Origin of the sequence: Janibacter sp. CX7 (genome assembly GCF_024362365.1) — a bacterium.
GTDB lineage: Bacteria > Actinomycetota > Actinomycetes > Actinomycetales > Dermatophilaceae > Janibacter.
Genome location: NZ_CP101464.1, coordinates 2,259,951 through 2,275,177 on the forward strand (window position 1 = coordinate 2,259,951; position 15,227 = coordinate 2,275,177).

The 15,227-nt window shown below is 73.4% G+C and carries 16 protein-coding genes; 7 read left to right on the forward strand and 9 right to left on the reverse strand.

The genetic code is table 11. From position 1 onward, the window contains the following. Positions 1-155 precede the first annotated feature (155 nt). The 3 genes from NMQ01_RS11125 to NMQ01_RS11135 are packed head-to-tail and all read left to right on the forward strand — an operon-like array spanning position 156 to position 1,486. Positions 156-455, forward strand: a complete 300-nt coding sequence (locus NMQ01_RS11125) for a hypothetical protein (RefSeq protein WP_255183992.1) — start codon at positions 156-158, stop codon at positions 453-455. Then, positions 452-973: a hypothetical protein gene (locus tag NMQ01_RS11130; RefSeq protein ID WP_255183993.1), complete on the forward strand. Its 522-nt coding sequence runs from the start codon at positions 452-454 to the stop codon at positions 971-973. The genes NMQ01_RS11125 and NMQ01_RS11130 overlap by 4 nt, the downstream gene beginning before the upstream one ends. Positions 974-1,003: 30 nt before the next feature. Next, a complete protein-coding gene (locus NMQ01_RS11135; protein ID WP_255183994.1) occupies positions 1,004-1,486 on the forward strand; it encodes a DUF2505 domain-containing protein in 483 nt (160 codons plus the stop codon). A gap of 75 nt (positions 1,487-1,561) precedes the next feature. Here the strand turns inward: NMQ01_RS11135 and NMQ01_RS11140 are convergent, their stop codons facing one another. The 4 genes from NMQ01_RS11140 to NMQ01_RS11155 form a co-directional block, all read right to left on the reverse strand. Continuing rightward, the gene (locus tag NMQ01_RS11140; protein ID WP_255183995.1) at positions 1,562-1,948 is read right to left on the reverse strand and encodes a hypothetical protein; all 387 of its coding nucleotides are present in this window, start codon (positions 1,946-1,948) and stop codon (positions 1,562-1,564) included. Continuing rightward, a complete protein-coding gene (locus NMQ01_RS11145; RefSeq protein ID WP_255183996.1) occupies positions 1,948-3,369 on the reverse strand; it encodes a wax ester/triacylglycerol synthase family O-acyltransferase in 1,422 nt (473 codons plus the stop codon). The genes NMQ01_RS11140 and NMQ01_RS11145 overlap by 1 nt, the downstream gene beginning before the upstream one ends. Positions 3,370-3,481: 112 nt before the next feature. Next, complete coding sequence (locus NMQ01_RS11150; protein WP_255183997.1) at positions 3,482-4,789, reverse strand: P-loop NTPase; 1,308 nt, start codon at positions 4,787-4,789, stop codon at positions 3,482-3,484. After that, positions 4,789-5,460 carry an SAF domain-containing protein gene (locus tag NMQ01_RS11155; RefSeq protein WP_255183998.1) on the reverse strand — a complete coding sequence of 224 codons (672 nt, stop codon included), beginning with the start codon at positions 5,458-5,460 and terminating at the stop codon, positions 4,789-4,791. The genes NMQ01_RS11150 and NMQ01_RS11155 overlap by 1 nt, the downstream gene beginning before the upstream one ends. Before the next feature lie 122 nt (positions 5,461-5,582). Between NMQ01_RS11155 and NMQ01_RS11160 the strand changes: the two genes are divergently transcribed. Continuing rightward, a complete protein-coding gene (locus tag NMQ01_RS11160) occupies positions 5,583-5,798 on the forward strand; it encodes a helix-turn-helix domain-containing protein (RefSeq protein ID WP_255183999.1) in 216 nt (71 codons plus the stop codon). 4 nt (positions 5,799-5,802) lie between these two features. On the opposite strand, the gene NMQ01_RS11165 is transcribed toward NMQ01_RS11160, so the two are convergent. After that, positions 5,803-6,342, reverse strand: a complete 540-nt coding sequence (locus NMQ01_RS11165; protein ID WP_255184000.1) for a hypothetical protein — start codon at positions 6,340-6,342, stop codon at positions 5,803-5,805. A 162-nt stretch (positions 6,343-6,504) separates the two neighbouring features. Here NMQ01_RS11165 and NMQ01_RS11170 point away from each other — a divergent pair, with 162 nt between their 5' ends. Together NMQ01_RS11170 and NMQ01_RS11175 are read left to right on the forward strand one after the other, a co-directional pair. Next, the gene (locus NMQ01_RS11170) at positions 6,505-7,620 is read left to right on the forward strand and encodes a LysM domain-containing protein (protein ID WP_255184001.1); all 1,116 of its coding nucleotides are present in this window, start codon (positions 6,505-6,507) and stop codon (positions 7,618-7,620) included. Next, the gene (locus NMQ01_RS11175; protein WP_255184002.1) at positions 7,617-8,147 is read left to right on the forward strand and encodes an Rv3235 family protein; all 531 of its coding nucleotides are present in this window, start codon (positions 7,617-7,619) and stop codon (positions 8,145-8,147) included. Before NMQ01_RS11170 ends, NMQ01_RS11175 begins: the two co-directional genes overlap by 4 nt. A 109-nt stretch (positions 8,148-8,256) precedes the next feature. Here NMQ01_RS11175 and secA read toward each other — a convergent pair whose 3' ends face one another. Then, positions 8,257-11,037 (reverse strand): preprotein translocase subunit SecA, encoded by a 2,781-nt coding sequence (secA, locus tag NMQ01_RS11180; protein WP_255184003.1) that lies wholly within the window; start codon positions 11,035-11,037, stop codon positions 8,257-8,259. Between the two features lie 116 nt (positions 11,038-11,153). On the opposite strand from secA, the gene NMQ01_RS11185 reads away from it, so the two are divergent. After that, positions 11,154-12,305, forward strand: a complete 1,152-nt coding sequence (locus NMQ01_RS11185) for a GNAT family N-acetyltransferase (RefSeq protein ID WP_255184004.1) — start codon at positions 11,154-11,156, stop codon at positions 12,303-12,305. 18 nt (positions 12,306-12,323) lie between these two features. On the opposite strand, the gene NMQ01_RS11190 is transcribed toward NMQ01_RS11185, so the two are convergent. The 3 genes from NMQ01_RS11190 to NMQ01_RS11200 all read right to left on the reverse strand — a co-directional run bounded on the left by NMQ01_RS11190 (position 12,324) and on the right by NMQ01_RS11200 (position 15,181). Next, positions 12,324-13,514 (reverse strand): winged helix-turn-helix domain-containing protein, encoded by a 1,191-nt coding sequence (locus NMQ01_RS11190; RefSeq protein ID WP_255184005.1) that lies wholly within the window; start codon positions 13,512-13,514, stop codon positions 12,324-12,326. A gap of 84 nt (positions 13,515-13,598) precedes the next feature. Continuing rightward, positions 13,599-14,267 (reverse strand): ribosome hibernation-promoting factor, HPF/YfiA family, encoded by a 669-nt coding sequence (gene raiA / locus NMQ01_RS11195; RefSeq protein WP_255184006.1) that lies wholly within the window; start codon positions 14,265-14,267, stop codon positions 13,599-13,601. Positions 14,268-14,443: 176 nt separating this feature from the next. Beyond that, the gene (locus tag NMQ01_RS11200) at positions 14,444-15,181 is read right to left on the reverse strand and encodes a ComF family protein (RefSeq protein ID WP_255184007.1); all 738 of its coding nucleotides are present in this window, start codon (positions 15,179-15,181) and stop codon (positions 14,444-14,446) included. Between the last annotated feature and the right edge of the window lie 46 nt (positions 15,182-15,227).

The window sequence follows — 15,227 nt, forward strand, 5'->3', positions numbered from 1 at the left end:
ACCTCGTCGTCCCGCTCACGACGAGCGTAGCCCCCTATGACGCGCGTCACGTACACCCCCTGAGGCCCGTCCCGCCGGAGCGAAGGGAGGTCCGCCGCGGGCCTGTGGACGGCCTCCGTCCCGGGGACCTCGCGCGTCGATAGGCTGACCGGACCATGCCCCCTTCGCACCCTCGCCCCGAGGACATCCAGGTGCTCGCCGACGCCCTGTCCGCCACGGGAGAGCACACTGCGTCCGCCGGCGAGCTGCTGCTCGACCACCTCGTGACGGTCGGGGACCACGCGACCCAGCAGGCGCTCGACGGCCTGGTCGACGACGCCGTCGACGGCCTCCGCGAGATCTCGGCGGGCTGCCGCGAGCTGGCGCTCTCCCTCGGACCGGTGGCCACCCGGGCCAGCGCCTCCGACCGTGCCACGGACACAGGGGCCCGACCGCAGGTGCGGGAGCTGCGATGAGCCACCCCTTGCTGGGCGACCCCGCTTCGCTGAGCGCCCTGGCCGCCTCCCTGCGGAGCCGCGCCGTGGTGCTGCACGCCGATGCGCAGGCCCTGCGCCTGGCTCTGGCCGATGCCTCGGCGGGCTGGCGCGGTCCGACCGCCCTCGAGCGACGCCGGCGGGCCGAGCAGCTCGCCGAGGCCACGTCGGCCACGGCCGACGCCATGGACGCGTGCGGCCGCAGCCTGCACTCGACCGCCACCGAGCTCGCCGAGGCGATCGCCCGCCTGCGGGCGATCGAGGAGGAGGCACAGGCCGCTGGCCTGGCCGTGCGTGACGGCTCGGTCGAGCGTGGCTGGGGCATCGCGGGCGTCGCCGACGCCCGCTCGGTCGAGCAGTCCGAGCGACTGCGCGAGTCCCTGCAGGAGCGCATCCACCAGGTCGTGTCGGTCCTCGGCCGCCACCGCGCGCTGCTCGCGGCCGAGTGCGCTCGGGCGAGCGAGCTGCTGCGCTCGACGAGCACAGCGCTGCGCTCCTGACTCCGGGGCCCGCAGCGCTAGCGTGTGCCCATGAGGATCACCCGTGAGGCCGCCCTGCCCGCCGGCGTCGAGGACGCCTTCGCCGTCGTCGAGTCGCAGGACTACCAGGAGGCCAAGGTCGAGCCGCTCCCCGGATCGACGGCGACGGTGACGCGCACCGGCGACGACGTCGTCGTCCAGACCACCCGGGTGCTGCCGACGGCCGGAATGCCGGGCCCGGTCGTCTCGATGGTCGGCGACACGCTGCGGATCGACGAGCAGCAGACCTGGCACCCGCCGACCGCCGACGGCTCGCGGCACGCCGACATCGACCTCACGGTCGCCGGGGTGCCGCTGCGCATGCGCGGCACCATCGATCTCTCCCCCGCCGGCGCCGGGTCGCGCCTGGCCTTCGCCGGCGACCTGACCTGCTCGATCCCGCTCATGGGCAAGAAGGTCGAGCAGGCGGCCCAGCCGGCCGTCGTCGACTCGATCGACGCCGAGGTCCGCCTGCTGACCGAGCGCCTCGCCTGACTCGCCCGCGCCACACGATGGCGAAACCCTGCAAGACCCTAGGGTTTTGCAGGGTTTCGCCGTCGCGCGGGGGGCCTACTCGGCGGCGAGCTCGGTGAGCTCGGTGACGTCGTACCAGAGCAGGTCGTCGTAGCCGGCGCCGACCTCCCCTTCGTCCTCCTCGACGTGGAAGCTCACGATGTCGGCGAGCTCGACGACGACGGCCGCGTCGAGCCGGCCGGTGTCACCGGTGCCCGGCGCGTCCGGCAGGTCCGCCGAGGCGACGACGCGACGCCCGGGGCCGAGGTCGCGGGCGGCGTCGAGCGCCTGGCACATCGCCTCGAACTCGAGGTCCTCCTCGTCGGCCGTCGGGTCGAGGGCGCGGACCGCGTCCGTCACGGCGAAGGGGGCGCGCTCCGGCAGTCGTCCCGGGGCCGGCACCGCCGCGAGCTCACCGAGGAGCATCGGCACGTAGACGCGCATCAGGCACGCCCCCTCGGGGCCGAGCGCAGCTCGGCGAGCGCGTCGTCGATGGAGCGGGCGAGCACGTCGAGGTCGGCCATCGAGTCACGGTCACCCGTGAGCCCGTAGTAGACCTTGCCGTCGTAGGAGGTCAGGCCGATCGACAGGCCCTGGCCGCGACCGAGCGGCATGACCGGATAGGTCTCGATGAGCTGGCAGCCCTCGACCTCCAGTGACTGCTGGGGGCCGGGGACGTTGGTGATGACGAGGTTGAAGAGCCGTCGGCTCATGGCACTGCCGAGCCGGGCCCCGAGCGTGTGCAGGGTCGGCGGGGCGAAGCCTCCGATGCCGGCCAGCGACGTCGCACCGACCCCCTCGACGGAGGTCGACTCGATCTGCTGGCGCATGGCGAAGGCGATCTGGTGCAGCCGCATCGACGGCGTGTTCTCCCCGATCGGCAGGTCGATGAAGCACGCGGCCATGGCGTTGTCGGTGAGCGGGTCGCCGGACCCGTCGACGATGCTCAGCGGCACCATGACCCGCAGGGTCGTCGTCGCGGTGACCGGCAGACCGCGGGTCTGCATCCAGGCGCGCAGGGCGCCGGTGATCGTCGCGAGGACGACGTCGTTGATCGACACGTCGTCGACGTAGCGGCCGCGGGTGAGGCGGCTGCGGATCTTGCGGTAGTCGTCGAGGTCGGTCTGCACCATGACATAGCGCCGAGCAGCCCCGACGGTGGTGCGCAGCGGTGAGCTCGGGGCGGGACGGGTCCCGACGCGGGCGAGGGTCGAGGCGACCCGGCCGGCCGTCGCGGTGAGGTCCCGACCGGTCTGGGAGACGTCGCGGAGGCCGGAGCCGATGCCGCGCACGACACGTGCGGGGTTGAGGACCGAGCCGAGCAGCGCGTCGGTCACCATGCGCACGTCGGAGGGGGCCTTGCGCGGCTCGCCGGCCCGCTCGTCGACGGGCACGGCGTCGGGGTCGATGAGCAGCTGGGCGAGGTCGACCGCGTGGATGCCGTCGACCATCGCCTGGTGCGCCTTCGTCACGACGGCGAAGCGGCCGCCTTCGAGGCCCTCGACGAAGTAGGCCTCCCAGAGCGGACGGTCACGGTCGAGCGGTCGGGCCATGATCCGGCCGATGAAGTCCTCGAGGTCGGCCGCGCCACCCGGCGCCGGGATCGCCGAGCGACGCACGTGGTAGCCGATGTCGAAGTGCGCGTCGTCGACCCACACGGGGTTGTCGATCCTCGCCGGCACCTCGCGGATGCGCTGGCGGTAGCGCGAGTGCCCGGCGATGCGGTCCCCGACCACGGCGACGAAGCGGTCGTAGTCGAAGCCCTCGGCGGACGGCTCGAAGACCATGACCGACCCCACGTGCATGGGCAGCGTCGGCTCCTCCAGGTAGAGGAAGGACGCGTCGAGGGCTCCGAGTCTGTTCACCACGGGCTCATCGTGGCACGTGCGCCGCACCGCTGGCAGGCCCGACCACGACGAGTGATCCGCGTCGTACCCACGCGCGGCTCGGGCGGAGCGACCTCGCGGGCGGCCGCACTCAGGCGCGCCGCAGCAGCCGACGCCGCGGACGAGCGGGCGCCGAGGGCGCCGCGACGCCGAGCAGGTCGGCGGCGAGACCGGCGATCGCCGCCCGCAGCGGACTGCCCGGGGCGGCCTCGGCGAGGGTGTGACCGGCGAGCACGGCGGCGTCGACGCTCGCCTGGTCGTCGGGCAGGAAGGTGATGTCCTCGAGCCCCGCGAAGCGCTCCATCGACTCGGCGACCCGGCGCCGCGGGTCGGGGCCCACGGACCCCGCGCGCAGCCGGTTGACCACCGGCCGCGGCGTCGGCGAGGCGACCTGGCCGACGGCCTGCACGGCCCGCACCATGCGCTGCAGGCCGACCGGGTCGGCGGCGCCGACGAGCAGCAGCTCGTCGGCCTCGGCGAGCGCGGTCAGCGTCGTCGCGTTGCGGCGTGGCGCGGTGGTGTCGTAGCTGAGCTCTTCGTCGTCCTCGATGCCGAAGCCGCAGTCGAGCACGACGAAGGGAGCCAGCGACCGGCACAGCTCGATGATCTGCTCGACCGCCGCGGCCCGCACCTCCGGCCAGCGGCTCGGGGTCGGGATGCCGGTGACGACGCGAAACCGTGGCGAGACCTCGACCGCGAGCCGGGCCAGGGCGGGCAGATCGAGCGTGCCGAGCTCCGAGGCGCGGGCCGCGGCCGCGATGCCGGGGGCCTCGTCGAGCACGCTGAGCAGCTGGGCGACCGCGGCGCCGTAGGTGTCGAGGTCGACGAGCACGACGGGTCGGCCGAGGGCGGCGAGCTCGCTGGCGAGGTTGACCGCGAGGGTGCTGCGCCCGGGTGCCCCGGTCGGTCCCCAGACCGCGATGATGCGGCCGCGTGCGGGCGGCTCCTGCGGGTCGGGCGTCGCCTCGGTGACGGGGACGATGGGTGCGGTCGGCGGGTCCTCCCCCGGCCACGTCTCCTGCTCTCCACCGGCGAAGGGAGCCCCCGTCACCGCGGCCGAGGTGAGGACGTCGACGAGGTCCTCGCGCGGGGTGCCCACGTGCACGTATCGCTCGATGCCGAGCTGGCGCAGGTGCCGCTCGGGGGCCTCCTGCCCGTCCGGTCCGGCGCCGACGACGGCGACGCCCGCCGCGCGCAGGTGGGCCAGCGCGTCGCGGTCGAGGCCGCGCAGGTCGGCCGAGACGAGGGCGACGTCGCCCAGTCCGGCGGAGGCGGCGGCGAGCAGGTCGGCGAGGTCGACGCAGCGGCGGCCGACGGTCACGCCGGGCAGCTGGCCGACGACCTCGACCATGCGCCCCTCCCAGTCGTGGCCGAGGGCGGTGAGGACCGTGGTTGCCATCAGTCGCGGGCCTCGGGGCTGCCGGCCTCGATCGCCAGGCGGATCGGTGTGTCCCGGGTGTCGCGGGAGAGCAGCTCGGTGACCTTGTCCGCCGGCACGACGATGATCACCGACGAGCGCGACCCGCTGCTCATGACACCGCCACTGCGGGGCAGCTCGTGGACCGTGGCACGGCGGATGAACTCCTCGTACTCGGGCTCGTCGCTGCCGGCCGGCGCGTCCTCCCCCTTCGCCTGGGGGGTGGCGGTGAAGACGGTCACCCGCGACCCCTTGACGAGGTTGCTCAGGTAGGCGGGGTCGACGTGGACCGCGACCCGCTGCACATCGAGCTCGGTGGGGTTGACCACCGCCGCGCGCGGCACGAGCTCGCCCTCGCGGACCTCGCGGTCGACGACGGCGCCGTTGGGCAGGCGTTCGTTGGACATCAGGTAGTCGCCCTGCGCGTCGCCGAGCTGGACGTCGACCCGCTGGAGGTCGCCCTCCTCGATCGTCTGACCGGGGGTGAGCGGACCGGCGGCGGCCCACATGCCGACGCGGTCGTCGGCCGCGCTCATGGCCACGGCACCGATGACGATCGAGAGCAGCACGAGCAGGATCCCGACGAGCAGGCGGGTGTCCTTCCACGACGGCTTGGTCAGACGGCGCGCGGTGGGTGTGGGCAGGGCGCTCACGGTGGTCCTTCGGCTCGGGGTGGCGGGCTGCCAGCATCATGCCCCGGGAGGGCCGACCTCGCCCGTCGGCTGTCCACAGGGGGTGCGGGAAGGTGCGCCTCGGCGGTGGCAGACTGGTCCGCATGCCACGCAAGTTCGTCCCGCTCACCGAGGTCTCCGAGGTCCTCGGGGTCTCCGCCGCACAGGCCTATGCCCTCGTGCGCAGCGGTGAGCTGCCGGCGATCAAGGTCGGTGGCCGCGGGCAGTGGCGGGTCGAGGTCGACGAGCTCGACGCCTACATCGAGCGGATGTACGCGCAGACCCGCGAGTTCGTCGCCAAGGGCGGCCGCGAGGCCTGATCGGTCAGGCCGACCCGACGAGGGCGACGGCCGCGAAGGGGACGACCCGCTCCCCCAGCACGTGCTCGGCCCGCCGCGGGCTGTCCACCGGGTGCTCGGTGATCTCGAAGGCGTCGGCGCCCACCGCATCGATCGTGCCCTGCACGGTGCCACCGTCGACGTCGACGACGACCACCGCACGACGGTCCCGGCTGATACCCCGCAGCGCGGATCCGATGCCGAATCGCCGCGCCCGGGTGTCGTCGCGGGGCCGCCGGAGCCCGGAGATGCCCAGGACGGCGCCGGTCGCGACGATCGTCTGACGGCCGGTCGGCTCGACGAGCAGCAACCACCCGTCACCACTGTCCTCGAGGACCCCGCGGACCACCGTGCCGCCGCGCAGCCGCACGACGAGAGCCGATCCGGTGGCACCGACGACCCGCTCGCCGAGGGTGATCTTCGAGCGCTCGGTGCGGGTCCGCTCGGCGACCTCGGCGTCGAGCTCGAGCCGCGCCCGGGCAGCCAGCTGCGCCTCGAGGTCGTCGAAGAGCCGGTCCCAGCGCACGCGCCCAATCTAGGTCTCCCTCCGGCGCACCGCAGCCCGACCTGTTGCCAGGTGCCGTTTGCCATGGTTTGCTGTCGTTCGACAGCAAACAGCATCAAACGACATCAATGAGCATTGGATGAGACGTTCCGACATCGAAGTCGATGACGAAGGGGGACGACCGTGGACGCAGTGCACGGATCGACGGGCACGAGGGCGAGGGGCCCGCGGGCGGGCGTGCCCGGCGACGGGGTGGACGAGGCCGGAGGCAGCCGCGCCGGCAGCGCGCCCGGTGGTGCCCGGGACGCGGTACGCGGGGTGCTCGGCGCCCTCGTGACGGTTGCCGCGCTGCCGGGCGGCATCGCCCTCACCGTCGCCACCTCAACCGGGGGCTGGCGCCTCGTCATCGGGGCGAGCGGCCCCGGCGGTGACCCGGCCGCTGCGATCGCCGGGCTCGCGGCCCTCATCGCCGCGATCATCGCCGGGTGGCTCACCCTCTCGCTCGCGCTCGTCCTGCTGGCCGGCCTGCCCGGTCGCGCCGGCGCCCTGGCCCGCATAGCCCGCGACCGGGTGACCCCCGCGATCGTGCGGCGCTGGGCGGCGATCGTCCTCGGCGCCTCGGTCACGGCGACCGTCGTCCCCGGCACCGCGGTCGCCGCCGTCCGGGTCGTCGAGGCGAGCGAGCCGCCCTCCCCCGGCTGGCGCCCCGCAGCGGCACCGTCGTCGTCCACACCGCCGTCTGCGTCACCCTCGTCATCCGCATCACCGTCGTCCGCGTCGCCGGGAACCACGTCCGGGCCCAGCACGGCACCGGCCCCGGGCTGGGCCCCGCGTCCGACGGCCACGCCCTCCCCCACGACCGCCGCGACTCCCACGACCGCCCCGGAGACCTCGCCGTCCTCCTCATCGCCGGCGTCGCCGACGACGTCACCCACCGCATCGCCCACGACGCATCCCGCGAGACGGGTGACGGTGACGCCCCCAACGCCCGGATGGACCCCGAGCCGACCCCCGGCCCGCCAGCGCACCGACCCCACGCTGCTCACGGGGCGACCGCGACCGGCGAGCTCGTCCGAGGTCGTCGTGCGGCGTGGCGACACCCTGTGGAGCATCGTCGCCGCCCGCCTGGGCCCCGGGGCGACAGCTGCCGAGATCGCCGCCACCTGGCCCCGCTGGCACGCGGCCAATGCGGCCGTCATCGGCCCCGACCCGCACCTGCTCCTGCCCGGCGTCCGCCTGGCACCACCGACCGACCACGACGCCCCGGGCACCGTCCCGGCCACCGAGGGGACCCGATGACCACCACCGCCAGCCCGCTGCAGGTACTGCCCGCACCGCGCCACACCCCGCCGGGCGTGCCGCTGCCGACGCACGCGCAGGGCGGCCGGTCCACGCGCACGGCCGCGACGCCGTACGTGCAGGACGCCCTCGCCGTCGACTTCGCGGCGGCGAGCGACGAGCAGGTCTTCGGACCGCAGGTCACCCGCGCGCACGAGCTGCCCGACCCGCGCCTGTGGGCCGCCCACATCGCCCAGGGGCTCGTCGAGGTCATGCACGGCGTGCGCCCGCCGAGCCAGGTGATGCGGTGGACCACGCCCGAGGTCTACGCGGTCGTCGCCCGCCGTGGCTCCCGCGCCGGGCGACGGCGCACCTCGAGCGGTGCCGCCCACCGCACCCGGGTGCTGCGCGTCCACGTGTGCGAGCCCGCCGACGACGTCGTCGAGGCCGCGGTCGTGCTCGTCGACGGCGGTCGGGTGCGCGCCCTCGCCCTGCGTCTCGTCGGACGGGACCACCGCTGGGTCGTCGAGGCGCTGCAGATCGGCTGAGGCGAGGTCACCGCCGGCGGCCCCCACCCCCGAGCACACATGGAGGTGCCCCCGACCGGAGATCCGGTCGGGGGCACCTCCAGGTGTCGCCGCTGGCGTGCGGCGACGGTCAGCGACCCTTCTTGGCCGCCTTCTTCGACTTCTTGGCCGCGGCGCGACGCTCGGCGCGGGTGCCCCCAGTGGGGCTCCCTTCGTCGTGCTCGTCGACCCCGCCGTCCTCCGACGGTGCGGAGTAGTGCAGGTTGCGCTGGCGGGAGCCGTCTTGGAGTCCCTTGGCCGTCACCTGCGGGCGGGCGCCCTCGCTCGGCTCGCCGAACATCTCGGCGGCGCTGCGCGGCTGGGTCGCCGACTGCGGCACCTCCGGCACCTGGACCTCGCTGTTGAAGAGGTAGCCGACCGACTCCTCCTTGATGGCGTCGTTCATCGCCTCGAAGAGCTGGAAGCCCTCGCGCTGGTACTCGACGAGCGGGTCGCGCTGGGCCATCGCGCGCAGACCGATGCCCTCCTTGAGGTAGTCCATCTCGTAGAGGTGCTCGCGCCACTTGCGGTCGAGGACCGACAGCACGACGCGGCGCTCGAGCTCGCGGGCGACCGGCTCGCCGAGCTCGGCCACGCGACGGTCGTAGGCCTCGTGGATGTCGGTGACGACCTCCTCGCGCAGGCCGGCAGCGGTCAGGCCGGCACGCGACCCGGCGCCGTCGATGAGCGCCTCGGGCGTGATCGTCGTCGGGTAGACCGCCTTGAGCGCGGTGAAGAGACGCTCGAGGTCCCAGTCCTCGGAGAAGCCGCCCGCCGTCTCGGCGTCGACGTAGCCGCCGACGACATCGGTCATGAAGTGGCGGATCTGCTCCTCGAGGTCCTCACCCTTGAGCACCCGGCGACGCTCGTCGTAGACGACCGTGCGCTGACGGTTGAGCACGTCGTCGTACTTGAGCACGTTCTTGCGGGTCTCGTAGTTCTGACCCTCGAGCTGGCTCTGCGCGCCCTCGATCGACCGCGTGAGCATCTTGCCGGCGATGGGCGTCTCGTCGTCGATCTTCGCCGTCTGCATGACACGGTCGACGAAGCCGGCGTTGAAGAGGCGCATCAGGCTGTCCTCGAGGGAGAGGTAGAAGCGCGACTCCCCCGGGTCACCCTGACGGCCGGAGCGACCACGCAGCTGGTTGTCGATGCGGCGCGACTCGTGGCGCTCGGTGCCCAGGACGTAGAGACCACCGAGCTCGGTGACCTCCTCGTGCTCGGCCTTGACCGCCTCCTCGGCGGCGGCGAGCGCGTCTTCCCACGCGGCCTCGTACTCCTCCGGGGTCTCCTCGGGGTCCAGGCCTCGCTTGCGCAGCTCGGCGACCGCGCGGAACTCGGGGTTGCCACCGAGCATGATGTCGGTGCCTCGACCGGCCATGTTGGTCGCGACGGTGACCGCGCCCTTGCGACCCGCGTCGGCGACGATCGCGGCCTCGCTCTCGTGGTGCTTGGCGTTGAGCACCGCGTGCTTGATCTTGCGCTTCTTCAGCTCCTGCGAGAGGTACTCGCTCTTCTCGACGCTCGTCGTGCCGACGAGGACCGGCTGGCCGGTCTCGTGACGCTCGGCGATGTCGTCGACGACGGCGTTGAACTTCGCCTTCTCGGTGCGGTAGACGAGGTCGGCCTGGTCCTTGCGGATCATCGGGCGGTTGGTGCGGATCGGCACGACGCCGAGGCCGTAGATGGAGTTGAGCTCGCCCGCCTCGGTCTGGGCCGTACCCGTCATGCCCGAGAGGGTGTCGTACATGCGGAAGTAGTTCTGCAGGGTGATCGTCGCGAGGGTCTGGTTCTCGTTCTTGATCTCCACACCCTCCTTCGCCTCGATCGCCTGGTGCATGCCCTCGTTGTAGCGACGGCCGGCCAGCATGCGGCCGGTGTGCTCGTCGACGATGAGGACCTCGCCGTTCATGACGACGTAGTCCTTGTCGCGGGTGAAGAGCTCCTTGGCCTTGATCGCGTTGTTGAGGTAGCCGATGAGCGGGGTGTTGACGCTCTCGTAGAGGTTGTCGATGCCGAGCAGGTCCTCGATCTTCTCGATGCCCGGCTCGAGGATGCCGACGGTGCGCTTCTTCTCGTCGACCTCGTAGTCGCCCTCGGCCTGGATGCCCTTCATCAGGTCGGCGCCGTGGCCGCGCTCGAGCTTGCGCACCATCTTGGCGAACTCGACGTACCACTTCGTCGGCTGGTCGGCCGGGCCGGAGATGATCAGCGGCGTGCGGGCCTCGTCGATGAGGATCGAGTCGACCTCGTCGACGATCGCGAAGTTGTGGCCGCGCTGGACGAGCTCCTCGGTGTTCCACGCCATGTTGTCGCGCAGGTAGTCGAAGCCGAACTCGTTGTTGGTGCCGTAGGTGATGTCCTTGAGGTACTCGGCACGACGCTGCTCGGGGTTCATCGACGAGAGGATGACGCCCGTCTCCAGACCGAGCGCGCGGTGCACGCGGCCCATGAGCTCGGCCTGGTACTCGGCGAGGTAGTCGTTGACCGTGACGACGTGCACGCCCTTGCCCTCGATGGCGTTGAGGTACGAAGGGAGGGTCGCGACGAGGGTCTTGCCCTCACCGGTCTTCATCTCGGCGACATTGCCCATGTGCAGCGCGGCGCCACCCATGATCTGCACGTCGAAGTGGCGCTTGCCGATGGTGCGACGGCTCGCCTCACGGACCGCGGCGAAGGCCTCGGGGAGGATGTCGTCGAGGGTCTCGCCGTCCTTGAGGCGCTTGCGGAAGACATCGGTCTCGGCCCGCAGCTCGGCGTCGGTGAGCTTCTCGAAGTCCTCCTCGATGGCGTTGACCTGGGCGGCGATGCCTTCGAGCCGCTTGACGGTGCGGCCCTCTCCGGCGCGGAGGATGCGCTCGACGATCTTCACGAACCTGAACTCCTGACGTGGTCGATCCGGGCACGGCACAGCGTCGCCGCCCCGGAGCAGTCTGCCCACAGGCTAATCGTTTGCGGGCCCGATCACGGACCGGGCACTCTGACCCGGTGAACGAGCACCCCGCCGACGAGGTTCCGCACGGCGTCTTCCCCGGCATCGTGCCGGTGCTCGAGGACTCCACCGCGCGGCTGCGCGCGATGACCGCAGCGGACCTCCCCTTCGTCGTGGAGATGTGCGGTGATGCCGAGAGCGCCCGCTGGACCACGGTCCCGCAGCCCTACGGGCTCGCGGACGCGCGCTCCTTCCTCGAGGAGCACGCCGCGGGCTGGGCGAGAGCCCGTGGTCGGCGCTACTGGGCCATCGAGCCGGTCGACGACGCTGCCGGCCCGCCCTGCGCCGGGGTCCTCGACCTGCGGCCCGGCGAACGGGCGGAGCTGCCGTGGGAGGTCGGTTTCGCCCTGCACCCCGCGGCCCGTGGGCGGGGCATCATGTCGGCCGCGCTGCGGCTGGGCGCCCGGTGGGCCTTCGAGCACGGCGCGCCGAGCCTCTACTGGTACGCCGCCCGCGGCAATCTCGCCTCGTGGCGGGTCGCCCACTCGTGCGGGTTCACCCACCACGGCACCCTCCCCCAGCGGGTGCCGGTACGCCACGGCACGGCCGACGCGTGGTGCGCCTCGCTGCTGCCCGACGACGCGTTGAGCCCCCGGCAGCCGTGGGTCGTGCCGCCCGTCGTCGAGGCCGACGGCCTGCGGCTGCGCCCGCTGCGCGACGACGACACGGCGATCGCCGAGCCGCACGACCACCCGCCGCACCACCTGCCGGCGCGCGCCGTGCCGACCCCCGAGACCTTCGACGACTGGCTGCTGCGCCGCCGAGAGTCGATGTCGATCGGCCGCGGCAGCAACTGGTGCATCGCCGACGCCGACTCCGACGAGCCGCTCGGCGAGGTCCTCGTCTTCGTCCGCGACGGCGGCCTCGCCGTGGGCGGGACGGCCGAGCTCGGCTACTCCGTGCGGCCGAGCGCCCGTGGGCGCGGTGTCGCGGGCCGGGCCGCCCGGCTGGCGGCGGACCTGGCCCTGCGGCCGGTCGACGACGGCGGCTTCGGGCTGCGACGGCTGGTCGCCGAGACGGCGGCCGACAACACCGCGAGCAACCGGGCCCTCGCCGGCGCCGGCTTCACCGAGTGGGGCCGTGAGGCCGCTGCGGACGCCCCCGACGGATCGGTCGGGCCGGCGGTCCACTGGGAGCGGCTGGCCTGACCCGCGACCTCGGACGGCTCAGGCGCCGACGACCTGCGTCAGCCCCAGCCAGGTCGCCATCCGGCCGAGCTCCTCGCCCAGCTCGCGTCGGTCGTCGGCTCCCCCGCGCCCCGGCTCCCAGGTGACCTGCCGGGCGAGCAGGGCGCCGGCGGCGCGGTCGGCCTTGAGGTCGACCCGCCCGACGAGGGCGTCGCCGAGGAGGAAGGGCAGCACGTAGTAGCCGTGGACCCGCTGCTCCGCGGGCGTGTAGATCTCGATGCGGTAGTGGAAGTCGAAGATCCGCTCCACGCGCGGTCGGCACCAGACGAGGCTGTCGAAGGGGGACAACAGAGCCCGCGCGTCGACGGCTCGGGGACGTCGCGCGCCGGCGTGCAGCCACGCTGGCTGCCCCCACCCGCGCACCTCGACCGCCTCGAGCTCGCCGGCGGCGACGAGACGCTCGATCGCGGGGCGCACGTGGACTCGCTTGAGCCTGAAGTAGTCGGCGAGGTCGGCCTCGGTCGCCACACCCGTCGCACGGGCGGAGATGCGCACCAGCTCGGTGTAGGCCGCCTCCTCGGACGGTCGGGCGCTCGGGTCGAGCCACGGGGTGGCCTCGCGGGGAGGGACGACGCGCGCCAGGGCGGCATAACGACGCTCGAACTGCTGGGTCCGGCCCGCCGAGCTGATCGCACCGGCCCAGAAGAGGTGCTCGAGGGCGTGCTTGACGAGCGACCAGTTCCACCCCCAGTGCTCCTTGTCGCCGCTGCGCTCGTGCCCGAGGGCGGCCTCGATCTCGCGGGCGGTGCGCGGGCGTCCGGCCTCGACCTCCTCGCGCACCGCCGCGACGAGCTCGGGGTGCTCGCGCGCCACGCGCTGGATGCCACCCCAGGAGTCGTCGAGCGCCCGGCGCATGCGTGGGTGCTCCATGAGGGGCCAGGTGCTCGGCGGCAGCAGGCTCGCCTCGTGGGCCCAGTACTCGACGAGCCGGCGCGGCGCTCGGTCGCGCATCCGGTCCAGCAGTGCGGGGTCGTAGGGCCCGAGCCGGGAGAAGAAGGGCAGGTAATGGCTGCGGGTCACCACGTTGACGCTGTCGATCTGCACGAGTCCGACCGTGTCGACGACCCGCTGCAGGTCGCGCATCGTCGGGGCCCTCTCGGGACGCGCCCGGCCGAAGCCCTGCGCAGCGAGCGCGATCCGTCGGGCCGCAGCCGGCGTCAGTGTGCGCATCACCCCAGCCTGCCGTACCCCACCGACAGACAGCACGACCCGCACGGCGCGGAGGCCGTGCGGGTCGTGCTCGACGGTGGAGCGTCAGCGGACGGAGACGGGCTCCCCGACGCTGGTGCCGTTGACGGCGGTGCCGTTGACGTCGTCCTGGACGTCGAGGTGGATGACGCCGTAGGACCAGCCGCGTCGGCGGTAGACGACGCTCGGCCGGTCGTTGTCGGAGTCGTGGAAGAGGAAGAAGTCGTGGCCGACGAGCTCCATGCGGCGCACGGCCTCGGCGAGCGGCATCGGGGCGCTCTCGTGGACCTTTTCGCGGACCTCGACCGGGCTGTCGCCGATGGTGCCGAACTGGTCGGTCTCCTCGGCCCCGCTCTCGTTCGTGAGGTCCGTCGCCAGCGGTTCGGTGAGATCGGCGGTCGCGGCCGCGACGGACGTGCGGCGCCGGCCGCGCAGCACGTGCCGCTTGTCGTGGGCCCGGCGCAGGCGCTCGAGCAGCTTGTCGACGGCGAGGTCGACGGCGGCCTGCCGGTCGTCGTGGCAGGCCTCGGCGCGGATGACCGGTCCCTTGGACCGGCACGTGATCTCGACGCGCTCGCTGACCTTCGACTGACGGGGGTTGGGCTCGTGACTCACCATGACCTCGATCCGCTGGACGCGCGGGTCGAGCTGCGGGACCTTCGACAGCTTGCTGTCGAGGTACTCACGCAGTCGATCGGAGACGTTGACATGGCGTCCGGTGATGGCAATTTCCACGGAGTCCTCCTGGGGACGTCGGGTGGTGCTGGGTAGACCGCCTGGCGAGGGCGTCACAGCCGGGGCACCACCTCCCGTCGCGGGCCGAGGTCGTCGTCGGGCCGCCGCCCGAGGACGCGGAAGGCCCCTGCGTCACGCCGGCCGTGCCGGTCGAACGAGGGACCCATGACGACACGTTAGTCCGCGGGCGGACGGAAAGATAGGTGAACATCCGGCGACCTGCGCGGGGTGACCATCGCGGCCGCCATCGTCACCGTCGCGGCCCCCGCCGAGAACAGCGCGCGCTGCCCCTCGGACAGGGTCGCGCCGGAGGTGAGCACGTCGTCGACGATCAGGCAGTGCCGTCCGACGACCCGGCCCGAGCGGGGCACGACCATCGCCCCGCGCAGATTGGCCAGGCGGCCGAGACGGTCCAGACCGGCCTGGTCGGCGGTCCGTCGCACCATCGAGAGCACCGGGGCCACCTCGACGGCCGGGCCGACATGACGCGCGGCGTGGCGGGCCAGCAGCAACATGGGCCGGTCTCCCCGGCGCCGGACCGCCGCCGCGGACGACGGGACCGGCACGAGCAGCACCGGACGCTCCCGGGCGTGGCCGGAGGCGAGCAGAGCGCGGGCGACCGCGTCGGCGAGCAGCCGGCCCAGCGGACCGGCGAGGTCGCGACGCTCCTCGTCCTTGAAGGCCGTCGCCAGCCGCGTCGCGACCCCCTCGTAGCGCACGGTGGCGTGACAGCCGGGCCAGCCGGGAGGCACCGGCGAGGGGGCCACCGGACCGCGCACGCCCAGCGCCAGGTCGGCGAGCTCGGCCCGGCAGGGCGAGCACAGGCCGACGTCCGGCGCACCGCACCCGGCGCAGGTGCGGGAGAGGACGAGACCGCGTGCCGCCCCGAGTGCTCCGGCCAGACCACCTGTCATGCCGCCAGCCTGGGCGACGCCATCGCCGACCGGACCCCACGGCGAC

Excerpts from the sequence above, each read along its gene's own strand:
- NMQ01_RS11125 (WP_255183992.1), top strand. The coding sequence starts at position 156 with ATGCCCCCTTCGCACCCTCGCCCCGAGGACATCCAGGTGCTCGCCGAC.
- NMQ01_RS11160 (WP_255183999.1), top strand. The coding sequence starts at position 5,583 with ATGCCACGCAAGTTCGTCCCGCTCACCGAGGTCTCCGAGGTCCTCGGG.
- NMQ01_RS11190 (WP_255184005.1), bottom strand. The coding sequence starts at position 13,514 with ATGCGCACACTGACGCCGGCTGCGGCCCGACGGATCGCGCTCGCTGCG.
- NMQ01_RS11135 (WP_255183994.1), top strand. The coding sequence starts at position 1,004 with ATGAGGATCACCCGTGAGGCCGCCCTGCCCGCCGGCGTCGAGGACGCC.
- NMQ01_RS11175 (WP_255184002.1), top strand. The coding sequence starts at position 7,617 with ATGACCACCACCGCCAGCCCGCTGCAGGTACTGCCCGCACCGCGCCAC.
- NMQ01_RS11140 (WP_255183995.1), bottom strand. The coding sequence starts at position 1,948 with ATGCGCGTCTACGTGCCGATGCTCCTCGGTGAGCTCGCGGCGGTGCCG.
- NMQ01_RS11130 (WP_255183993.1), top strand. The coding sequence starts at position 452 with ATGAGCCACCCCTTGCTGGGCGACCCCGCTTCGCTGAGCGCCCTGGCC.
- NMQ01_RS11150 (WP_255183997.1), bottom strand. The coding sequence starts at position 4,789 with ATGGCAACCACGGTCCTCACCGCCCTCGGCCACGACTGGGAGGGGCGC.
- NMQ01_RS11200 (WP_255184007.1), bottom strand. The coding sequence starts at position 15,181 with ATGACAGGTGGTCTGGCCGGAGCACTCGGGGCGGCACGCGGTCTCGTC.